At 70.6% G+C, this 10,430-nt stretch carries 8 protein-coding genes; 2 read left to right on the top strand and 6 right to left on the bottom strand.

Translation table 11 applies throughout. The annotated features are described in order from the left end of the window. Positions 1-36: 36 nt before the first annotated feature. The gene (locus SAHL_RS11420; RefSeq protein WP_245968501.1) at positions 37-1,836 is read left to right on the top strand and encodes a L,D-transpeptidase family protein; all 1,800 of its coding nucleotides are present in this window, start codon (positions 37-39) and stop codon (positions 1,834-1,836) included. Between the two features lie 8 nt (positions 1,837-1,844). Then, positions 1,845-2,798, top strand: a complete 954-nt coding sequence (locus tag SAHL_RS11425; RefSeq protein WP_123591545.1) for a D-Ala-D-Ala carboxypeptidase family metallohydrolase — start codon at positions 1,845-1,847, stop codon at positions 2,796-2,798. Positions 2,799-3,326: 528 nt separating this feature from the next. On the opposite strand, the gene SAHL_RS11430 is transcribed toward SAHL_RS11425, so the two are convergent. The 6 genes from SAHL_RS11430 to SAHL_RS11455 form a co-directional block, all read right to left on the bottom strand. After that, positions 3,327-4,295 carry a DUF302 domain-containing protein gene (locus SAHL_RS11430; protein ID WP_184947644.1) on the bottom strand — a complete coding sequence of 323 codons (969 nt, stop codon included), beginning with the start codon at positions 4,293-4,295 and terminating at the stop codon, positions 3,327-3,329. Positions 4,296-4,380: 85 nt separating this feature from the next. Beyond that, positions 4,381-5,412 (bottom strand): ion transporter, encoded by a 1,032-nt coding sequence (locus SAHL_RS11435; RefSeq protein WP_123591547.1) that lies wholly within the window; start codon positions 5,410-5,412, stop codon positions 4,381-4,383. Further along, on the bottom strand, positions 5,409-6,917 hold the full coding sequence (locus SAHL_RS11440) for a patatin-like phospholipase family protein (protein ID WP_245968502.1): 1,509 nt from the start codon (positions 6,915-6,917) through the stop codon (positions 5,409-5,411). The genes SAHL_RS11435 and SAHL_RS11440 overlap by 4 nt, the downstream gene beginning before the upstream one ends. Positions 6,918-7,182: 265 nt before the next feature. Next, positions 7,183-7,551, bottom strand: coding sequence for a hypothetical protein (locus SAHL_RS11445; protein WP_123591548.1), 369 nt, complete (start codon positions 7,549-7,551; stop codon positions 7,183-7,185). A gap of 67 nt (positions 7,552-7,618) precedes the next feature. Continuing rightward, positions 7,619-8,632 (bottom strand): ligase-associated DNA damage response exonuclease, encoded by a 1,014-nt coding sequence (locus SAHL_RS11450; RefSeq protein WP_123591549.1) that lies wholly within the window; start codon positions 8,630-8,632, stop codon positions 7,619-7,621. 27 nt (positions 8,633-8,659) lie between these two features. Continuing rightward, positions 8,660-10,430: tetratricopeptide repeat-containing sulfotransferase family protein (locus tag SAHL_RS11455; protein WP_148045558.1), on the bottom strand; the 1,771-nt coding region annotated here is incomplete at its 5' end.

Raw genomic sequence — 10,430 nt, forward strand, 5'->3', positions numbered from 1 at the left:
CCGCGGCCGGGGACCCTCAGAACAACGACACATCACGTGAAACCGGCACGCAACGGCCTGATGGCCGGACTCATTCTCATGACCGCAGCCTGCGGCGGCGCACCCGAACGCACCGACGCCGAACGCACGGCCCGGGACCGGACGGATTCCCGCGACACGGCCTCCGAGGCCGCCGGGCCGCAGGCCGGCGCGGCCACCGCGCGGGCGATCCGCGAGCGCACGCGCGCGCTATCGGAGGCCACCGTTGACGCGGCGCTGGCGGACTACTACGCCGCGCACGATCACGCGCCCGCCTGGCTCGACGCCGAGGGTCGCCCGCGAGAGGCGGTCGAGGCTCTGCTGGCGGCTGTCGCGCGCGCGGATCGGCAGGGCCTGATCGCCGCCGACTACCGCGCCGATGCCCTGGCGCGGCGCGCGGAGGCGGCCCGCACCGATCCCGAGACCCTGAGCGCGGCCGACCGCGCGGCACTCGACATCGCCCTCAGCCGCGTGTTCGTGCAGTACGCCGCCGACCTGCACGAAGGCCGGGTCGAAACCGGCGACCTGCGGCCCCGCTGGTACGAGGATCTGCCGCCGGCCGACTACGTCGGCGCGCTCGAGCACGCCGCCGTGAACGGCAATGTGGATGCCGCGCTGTCCGAACTGCGCCCGCCGCACGACGGCTATACGCGCCTGGTCAAGGCGCTCGCCGACTATCGCGCCATCGCCGACGACGGCGGCTGGCCCACCCTGCCCGAGGGGCCGCTGCTGGAGCCCGGCGTACGCGACGCCCGCGTGAACACGCTGCGCGAACGCCTGCGCCTGACGGGGGATCTGCCGTCCGGCGACAACACAGCACCGGCGCCCGACGACGACTCGCCAACGGCCGCATCGACCGACACCGCCACCGAAGCGGAAACGCGCGCACCGCGCTATGACGACGCCCTGGCCGCGGCGGTCGAGCGTTTCCAGCGCCGCCACGGCCTGGCCGTGGACGGCCGCGTAGGCGAACAGACGCTCGCCGCGCTCAACGTGCCGGCGACGCGGCGGGTCCGCGACATCGAGATCAACCTGGAGCGCTGGCGCTGGCTGCCGGGCGATCTCGGCGAACGCTACATCATGGTCAACATTCCCGAATACCGGCTGCGCGCCTTCGAGGACGGCCGTCCCGCGCTCACGATGAAGGTGGTGGTCGGCGAGACCTACAACGACCGCGCGACGCCCGTGTTCTCGGACCGGATGCAGTACGTGATCTTCCGGCCCTACTGGAACGTGCCGCGTGGCATCGCGGCCGAGGAGATCGTGCCGGAGGCCCGGGCCGAGCCGGGCTATCTCGAGGCCAACCGCTACGAGATCGTGCGCGCCTTCGGGCCGAACGCGACCCCATTGGAGCCCAGTAAGGAACGCCTCACACAGGTCGAGGCCGGCGAACTGTTCATCCGCCAGCGTGCCGGCGCGCGGAACGCGCTCGGCCTCGTCAAGTTCATGTTTCCGAACGAATACGCGGTTTATCTCCACGACAGCCCGGCCGAACGTCTGTTCTCCCGTACCGAGCGCGCCTTCAGCCACGGCTGCGTGCGCGTCGCCCGGCCGGACGATCTCGCCGCCTTTGTGCTGGACGGCCGGCCGGACTGGGACGCCGGGCGCATCGACGACGCCCTGCACGAGGGCTCGCGCAAACGCGTGGATCTGGCCGAGTCGATCCCGGTCTATCTGATGTACTGGACCGCCTTCGTCACCGACGAGGGCGTCCAGTTCCGGCCCGATCTCTACGAACACGACCGCCGCGTTGACGAGGCCCTGCGTCAGGCCGCGACGACTGTGCCGTCGTCCGACCAGGCCGCCGAGGCGGCCTAGGCCGGCCGATGCATCGGGTGCGGACACTGTGCCTGGTGCTCGCGCTCGTCGCGGGCGCGGCGATCGCGCCCGCGGCCGAGGCCCGGGACGCGCCGCCCTCGCGCTTCACCGTGCACGCCGGCGACCAGCGCGAAGGCGGCGATGTCCTCGCCGCCTTCGTCATGCCCGGCCGGACGCTGCCCATCCGGGCGACGGGCCTGGCCGCCGGCCAGGCGGCCGTGCTGCAGACCGGCGGCCGCGGTCGCATCACCGGCGTGCCCGGCAGCCGCGCCTGGCGCTGGCGCGCCCCCGAGCGGCCCGGCCTCTACCCGCTGGTGGTGCACGCGGAGGGCGGCACCGCGGAGGTACGCCTCAACGTCTTCGTCAAGACGCCGGTGGATCACGCGCGACGCACGCTGGACGGCTTTCGCATCGGCCGCTACGAACCGCAACCCCAGGCCGGGCGGCCCGACACGGCGCCGCCGGCGGGGCTGATCCGGGTGACGCCCGCCAACCGCGATACCCGCCTGTCGCCGCATTTCCGGCTTGACCAGTTTCTCTGCCATCAGCAGCCGGAGCACTGGCCGAAGTACGTGCTGGTGCAGCCGCGACTGCTGGACAAGCTCGAACGCCTGCACGGCGCACTCGCCGAGGCCGGCTTTCCCCTCGACACCATCACCGTGATGAGCGGCTACCGCACGCCCTGGTACAACGCCGACATCGGCAACACCACCCGCTACAGCCGACATCTGTTCGGCGGCGCCGCCGACATCTACGTGGACGCCGACGGCGACGACCGCATGGACGACCTCAACGGCGACGGCACCGTCGATACCCGCGATGCGGCCTGGCTGGCGGATCTCGTGGAAACCGTGAACGCGGCCCATCCCGAGCTGATCGGCGGCCTGAGCGCCTACCCGGCCAATGCCCACCACGGGCCGTTCGTGCACATCGACGCCCGCGGCTACCGCGCGCGCTGGTGAGCCCCCGAGCGATCCGCAGCGCCGCTCACGGGAATACGGACGGAGGCCTTCAACACGCCATGCGAACGCCGCGTTGGAGACCGCACCTCGTGTTCCACAAGGCGCGAGTTGCCGATCGCAGCGCACCATGATCAACACGTGCAACGCTGCCGGGCACCCATGGTTATCAACCCGGCACGAAAATAAGTTCATGCCGGGTTGATAGAGCAAGCATGCGCTAGCGTGCTCGCAGCGGCCATAGGCCGCGAAGCGCTTGAAAGTAGAGAACAAAATTGCGCCGGCCTCTATTTTTAAGCGCGTTGAAAACAGCTGATGATTCAGCTGTTTTGGCGCCGGGTTAATAATTTCACGGGCAGCCCAACCCGAGGGTCCAAACGCCCCATGAATTGGCAAGGTTCGGCAGGCAGCGCCGTTGCACGCGGGCGGGAAAGTGACTGTGCGGCGCGCACGACGTTGTCTTGCCGCCCAGGGTCCATTTTCCGGAAGCGCCTAGCGACGGGGCGGGCCCGCATGCCGTATTGACGGGCGCTAGAGCGGCTCGCTGCCGGCGGCGCCTGCGGTCGTGGCGTCCGCGGCGGTGTCGGCCAACGCCTCCAGGCGCTCGGCGAGATCGGCCACGCTGTCGTCGCGATCGGTGATGCCGTGGCGCTCGGCGATGAAGGCGGGATCGTTCCAGTGGATGGCGACGGTGCCGTCCTCGGCCTGGGTGACGAGCAGGCGCAGCGGCAGATCGATGCCGGCGGTCTGGGCCCCGCGCAGCAGCGCGGTCGCGTCCTCGGGCGCGGAGACGAAGAACAGGAAGGCCGGGTCCAGCGCACGCCCGGTGCTGTTGGCCCGCGCCTGCAGATCGACACGATCGATCAGCCCGAGATCGGCGTCGTCGTTGATCGCGGCGGTGAGCGCATTCACGGTGGCCGCGAAACCGGCTTCACTCTCGCGCTGTTCGATGCCTTCGCTCTCGCCGATGCCGGCCGCGGAATCGGGGTCTTCGACATCGGCGGCGGCCGCCTCTTCCGCGATCGCCTGCTGTTCGTCCGCCAACCCCTCGAGCGCGCCGTCCTCGGCATCGTCCAGATCGTGCCGGGCGGCCAGATAGGCCGCGCTGTTGTAGGCGATGCCGGTCTCGTCCGCGCCGTCACGGTAGACGAGCATGGCCGGGGGCAGATCCAGCGCGGCCCTGGGGTCGGCCGCGATCAGCGGCGCCGTACGGTTGACCGGATCGTAGATGAGCACGCGGGTGGGCCGCAGGCTGCCCGTCACGCCGGCCGCATTCGCGCGATGATCGACGGCGATGATGCCGACAGTGGTCCGGATTGAAATCGCGTCGACCAGCGCATCGTAGCTGTTGTCGAAACTCCGCTCCGAGGCCACGAGACGAAGGCCGGGCACGCGGGTCTCGGCCACCGGCGGCGTGCCGTCGGCTTCGTCCGCATCGTCGCCGCTCAGCCCCAGCTCCTCGCTCCAATCGCAGCCGGCCAGCACGAGGGCCAGAAGCATGCAGCAGGTCGCCGCGACCGCACGGCGGGATCGATGGCGAGGGTGGTGCATGGCGGCTCTCATCCGGTGACGTTGTCCCCCGAGATTACTCGAAGTGCTCGCGCCAGCGCTGCACGGCGACCTGTTCCTTGACCAGATCCAGCACTTCCACGATCGCGTCGCGCAGCTCGGAGGTCTCGGCGATGTCCTCGTCGACGAGCCGCGAGATCACGCTGTCGGTGACGTTCTGCACCAGCGCGTCGAAATCCTCCGAGGACAGCCCGGCCACGGCCTCATCGAGCACGTTGTTCACCGTGTCGGTGATCGTCTGGTCCAGCGCCTGGCTGACGAAACTGCCCAGCATCGGCACCCGCTCGAGATTCTTCAGCGCCGGGTTCTGCTCCACACCGCGATTGACCACCGCGGCGACATAGGCCTGCAGCTGCTCTCGGTTGGCCTGATAGGCGCTGACGATCGCCTCCTCCAGATGCGTGCTGGCGGACTGCACCAGCCGCTGCCGGCGCGGCTGGACGACATCGCGCACGACCTTGCGCGAGAGTTCGTTGCCGCCGTGCTGAAGCTCCTCCTGCGCGCCGGAGAGCACCTTGATCACCACGCGGTCGGAGATCTCTTCGACCACGATGTCGTAGTAGATCATCGCGTGCTTGTAGACGGCCCAGTTACGGACGTCGATGACGCCCAGGCGCTGCAGCCGCACGACGATCGAGATCACGCGCAGCACGCGCAGCATGCGGAAGCCGGCCACCGGAATGCAGCCGAGCACGTCGTACCAGCGCACGAACGGATAGAAATACCAACGGTAATGGCGTTTCTCAGCGATCGCCAGCGCCCAGCCGGCAAGCACATCGGTCACGAAGATGGCGACGAAGACCAGGTCGATGGTGACGAAGTTCTCGCGGACCGCGCTCTTGTACCACTGGTGGCCGGCCGGCCAGACCGCCTCGAACAGCCCGGCGAACGGGCCCACGGCGAACAGGGCATCGAACAGGATCAGCGCGAGATTGGCCGAGACCAGCGCGATGATCGAGAAATCCCACAGCAGGTAGAGCCGCTCGCGCGGCGTCCGCCGGCCGTCTGCGATGTCGCCCGGGCTCGGGGCCTCGTCGCGTATGGTCACGAGGCGCGCGCGGCCGGCGCCGCCCGGTCGAGCGAGACGGGGCGCAGCATTTCACGCACTTCCGGTAGATGGCGATCCATCTCCTGATAGCCCCAGCCCACGGACAGATCGAGCGCGTCGCCCCCGGGCACGATATTGAGCGGCGAGAGCGTCTCCTGGAAACGCACCATGGTGTCGGCATAGACGCGGTTGACCCGCATCTGCATCTGTACGGTCTGCATGATCGGCCACAGCCAGAGGTTCTTGGGATCCATTCGCGGGAAGAAACAGTCGAACGCCAGATAATAGGCGTTGCGGGTGCCCGCTCGCCCGGCCGCCACACCGCGCCAGGCGGTGCGCGCCGGCACGTTGTCGGCGACACCGCCGTCGACGATGGCGGCCAGTTCGTGCCGCGCCATGAGCTCGGCGAAGATCTCGCGGGTCACGCCGGCGCCGGGGCCCGGCTCGTACTGCAGGATGCTGGGCACGGCCGCCGAGAAGCCGGCCGCATCCACGGCGTGCACCTGACGGGTATCGCTGTCGCGGCCGAGCACGATGGGCTCGACCATGTCGGCGTTGAAGAACTGCAGCAGCCGGGTGAAGCGGGCGGCGACCTGCAGCCACATCGGCAACCAGCGGGCCATGCCGGTCTCCGGCGAGCGGATGTCCGAGGGCAGGCGCTCGTAGGGCCGGCGGCGGATGCCGGCGACCACCAGATCCAGCGGAATCTCCATTTCATCGAGCCGCAGCGGCCGGCGCAGATCGCCGATGGCCATGCGCTGATGCAGCGCCCGCAGATGCAGATGCAGCAGCCCCGGCATGCAGAATTCGCTGCGCCGGCGCACGGCGCTGAAGATGTCGGCGTTCTTGACCCGGCGCGCGAACTCGACGTACTCGTTGACGTCGCCGTGGCGGCGCTGGGCGCGGAAGATCCCGAGTATGGCGCCGATCGAGTTGCCGACGATGTAGTCGGGAATCAGTCCCGCCTCCATCAGCCGCGCATAGGCGCCGGCATAGACGTAGCCGGCGCCGCCGCCGCCGCCGGCGACCACCACCAGCGCCCGGCGCCCGGCCTCGCGGTCGAGTGCGGCGGCGTCGAAGTCGTCCCGGTGATCGGCCAGCAGACGCCGGCGCAGCTCGATCGCCCGGGCGCGGACCTGGGCGGCAGCCTCGCGACAGACGGCAAGCTTGGCCTCGGCCGCCTCGCCGCCGCGCAGGCTGTCGTGCAGATGGCCGAGCAGCCAGCCGCGAAGCGGGGCGACGGCCTCCGGGTTGACGCGCACGTCGCGACGCTGACCGGCCGGTCGGAAGACGTGCAGCCGCGCGAGCCCGAAGGCGTAGCGCAGACATTCGTAGTCCGCCGGCGCCAGCACCGACGGCGCGGCCAGCCAGGCGCGAACGAGCGAGCGCTCCATGCGCTGGAGCTGCAGCCGCTCGCGCTCGTCCCGGGCGCGGCCGTCGCCGGCATCGGCCGAATGACCGGTGCCCGCGGGCGTGCTGACTTGCGTTCTGGCCCGTCCCCCCAAATCGGCGCTCCCGGCGTAGCTTATTCCGTGTCAGCAGAGTCTGCCCGAGTCACCCAGGCACAGCACGCCGCCGGTGGCCTAGCCATCGACAAGGCTGCGACGCCACACCGGCGTCCTGAGTCAGGCACCCCGTGAGCGAAACCGGTGCCGACCACCCGCGGTGTTTCGTGGTTGCAACGAGGTTTCCACCCCGGGCGGCGTGGCGTGCCCTGTATCCGACCGCCTCTCGTTTCGCTGACGACACGAGCAAAGGTAAAACAACGCACTAGCAACGGACACCGCCGACACGGCCGAGATAGCACTGGTCGACGCACTCGGCCTGATGGACGGTCGACAGCGGCTCACGGATCGGGAGGCCCGCGCGGACGGCCTCGGCCGGCGCTGCGTCGTCGGTGAACGTCGCCGAGCGACATCGGGAACCGACGTCCGGCCCCCGCCGATGGGGGCCGGGCGGATCGTGCGGGACCCGGAACGCGTCGAGCCGATCGGCCCGACGCAGGCGCACCGGCTCGGTCTCGGCCCGGCCGACCACGGCATCGCCGACATGGCCGACGCGGGCATCGATGATGCCGTCGCGGCAACGCGTCGCGGCGTTGTTCCGGACCCATCCCGTCGCGAACCTCGCTCGAACCATGGTGGCTGCCTCATGCCTCCTGCACTACCAAATATCAGCATAACGCACCGGATAGGCGCCTGCGGGATCAGTCGGCCGCGGCCTCGTCCTCGGCGCTGTCAGCGTATTCGGTGGCCAGCGGGGCGGCATCGATGCCGCGCTCGCGCAGGTAGGCCACCAGCACGTCGGTACGCCCGTGGGTGGCGAGCACGCGCGTCGCGCCGGTCTGTTCGATGGTCTCGATCAGGCCCGGCCAGTCGGCGTGGTCGGAAAGCACGAAGCCGCGGTCGTAGCCGCGCCGGCGGCGGTTGCCGCGGATACGCATCCAGCCGGAGGCGAAGCCGGTTTCGTGGCGCTTGAAGCGGCGCATCCAGCGCGAGCCCGCGGCCGAGGGCGGCGCCATGACCAGCGCGCCACTGAAATCGGCCTTGGCGCCCTGGGCGCTGACCGGCTCGGTGGGCAGCATATGTACCCCGGCGTCGCGATAGATTTCGGTGAGCGGCACCAGCGCGCCGTGCAGATAGACGGTGGCCTCGGTATAGCGGGTGAGCTCGGCCAGCAGCCGCTGGGCCTTGCCGAGCGAATAGCCGAACAGCACGCTGGTCTTGCCGGCCGCCGCATTGGCCTGCCACCAGGCATGGATATCGGCCGCGACCACGGCGGTATCCGCCCAGCGATAGACGGGCAGCGCGAAGGTCGCCTCGGTGATGAAGGTATCGCAGGGCACGACCTCGAACGCCGCACAGGTCGGGTCGCGGTCGCGCTTGTAGTCGCCGGAGGCGACCCAGACTTCGCCGCCCGCCTCGACCCGGATCTGGGCGCTGCCGAGCACATGCCCGGCCGGATGAAACGACACCCGCGCGGCGCCGAACTCGAGGGTTTCGCCGTAATCGACACCCACAAGATCGATGTTCTGGCCCAGGCGCTTGTAGAGAATCGGCGCCGAGGCGGCCGTGGCCCAGTAGCGGCCATGACCGCTGCGGGCGTGATCGGCGTGCGCATGGGTGATCAGCGCGCGCGGCACCGGCCGCCAGGGATCGATGTGGAAATCCCCGGCGCGACAGTAGAGCCCCCGGTCGGTGACCTCGATGACGGCGGTCATGTGCCTGCCCCTGTGGTGTGGATGGCTTCAGCGCGCCAGCGCCTCGCGCAGCGTCCCCAGCCAGGGCGCGTACGCGCGCCAGCGCGCCACCGATGAGCCGTATACGGGTTGGCGGACCTGCCAGACGCTGGCCGTGCGCACCTCGCGTTCGCTGCGGTGGAAATCCAGGCAGCGATCGTCCCAGGGCAGGCCGGCGCAGTCGATCAGCCGCCGGATACCGGCCTCGCCCTCGGCGACCAGGGTCTCGTAATCCACGGTGTGCAGCGTCAACGGCAGGGCCTGCCGCCAGTGCGCCATCAGCCGCTCGTGCTCGCGATACACGTGGCCGAGATGCGTCAGATCGTAGGCGAACCGCAGGCCGCGGCTGAAGATCTGGAAATAGCAGGACAGGCAGTTGTCCAGCGCGTCGCGCCGGCAGTAGATCACGCGGGCGTTCGGAAACAGCAGCGCGATCAGCCCCAGCCAGAGCATGTTGAAGGGCATCTTGTCGGTCACCCGGGCCGCCGCCGGCGCGCGCGCGTCGAGCGCGCCCAGATAGCGCTCGGCCAGCGCCCCCGCGCCGGCGGCGTCGAGACCGGCCAGACATTCGGGATAGCGCCGGCGCGTGCCCAGCCGAGCGGGCAGCTCCCGAACCATGCGGCGGATATCGTCCAGCTCACCGGCGCCGTGGGCCTGTGGATGGCTGGCGATGATCTGCTCGACCAGGCTGGTGCCCGAGCGCGGCATGCCGACGATGAAGACCGGCCGTTCGCTGGGATCGCCGAGGTGGGCGCGTTCGGCGAAGAACGTCGGGCTGCACGTGGCGATGATGCGGTCGACGCGGTCGCTGAACGTGGCCGGGTCGAAGGGTGCGGCCGCGGCGTGCAGGCGATTGCCGGCCCGGAAATGGTCGAACGCCTGCGCATGCTCGCGTCGCCGGTCGTGCAGCTGACCGAGGGCGAAGCGCATGTGCATGCGCGCGGTCGGCTCGGTGTCCTCGGCCTCGACCCGCGCGGCGAGCGCGGCCTCGCGCTCGGCGGGCATCCGGTAGCCGCGGTCGGCGACCAGCGCGGCATAGACCCAGCCCAGCCCGGGCTCGATATCGAGGGCGCGCTCTAACCAGCGGCGCGATTCCTCGAACTCGCCCTGGCTCTGGAGCACGCCGCCGAGCGCGGCACAGGCGGCGGCGTCCTCGGGCGCCGCGGCGATCTGCGCACGATGGATCGCCGCGGCCTCCGCGTAGGCGCCGATGGCGGCGTACGCCGCGGCCAGACGCCGTCGGGTGGCCGCGGCCGGGCCGGCCGCCGCCCGCCAGCGCTCGAGCTCGGCGCGCGCCACGCCGGGCTCGCCGCGCTCGTGACAGAGCATCGCGATGCGTTCGTGGGCGTCGTCATGACCGGGCACGGCCTCGGCCACCGCGCGATAGACCGCGAGCGCCTCGTCGGATTCGCCCACCGCGGCCAGGGTGTCCGCGAGATCGATGCCGGTGGCATGACGCTGCGGATCCAGCGCCCGGGCGCGTCGATAGGCCGGAACGGCCTCGGCATCGCGCCCGACCGCGCGCAGCAGCTCCGCCAGCGTGTGATGCACCACCGGATTGCGGGGCTGCTGTTCGGCCGCGCGTCGCAGCAGTGCGATGGCGTCTTCCGGTCGTCGCTGCTGATGGGCGAGCACGGCGCGCAGACGCAGGGCCTCACCATAACCGGCATCGCGACGCCGAAGACGGCGGTAGCAGCGCTCCGCGGCCTCGAGTCGGCCCGCGCGGTGCAGCGCCATGCCTTCGGCGAGCGGATCGTTCTCGGCCGTGGCGGGCGCCCCG

Source organism: Salinisphaera orenii subsp. halophila YIM 95161 (genome assembly GCF_003732545.1).
Lineage (GTDB): Bacteria > Pseudomonadota > Gammaproteobacteria > Nevskiales > Salinisphaeraceae > Salinisphaera > Salinisphaera orenii_A.

Bases quoted from the DNA above. Each gene is read 5' to 3' on its own strand.
- SAHL_RS11425 (WP_123591545.1), top strand. From the start codon at position 1,845: ATGCATCGGGTGCGGACACTGTGCCTGGTGCTCGCGCTCGTCGCGGGC.
- SAHL_RS11450 (WP_123591549.1), bottom strand. From the start codon at position 8,632: ATGACCGCCGTCATCGAGGTCACCGACCGGGGGCTCTACTGTCGCGCC.
- SAHL_RS11445 (WP_123591548.1), bottom strand. From the start codon at position 7,551: ATGGTTCGAGCGAGGTTCGCGACGGGATGGGTCCGGAACAACGCCGCG.
- SAHL_RS11430 (WP_184947644.1), bottom strand. From the start codon at position 4,295: ATGCTTCTGGCCCTCGTGCTGGCCGGCTGCGATTGGAGCGAGGAGCTG.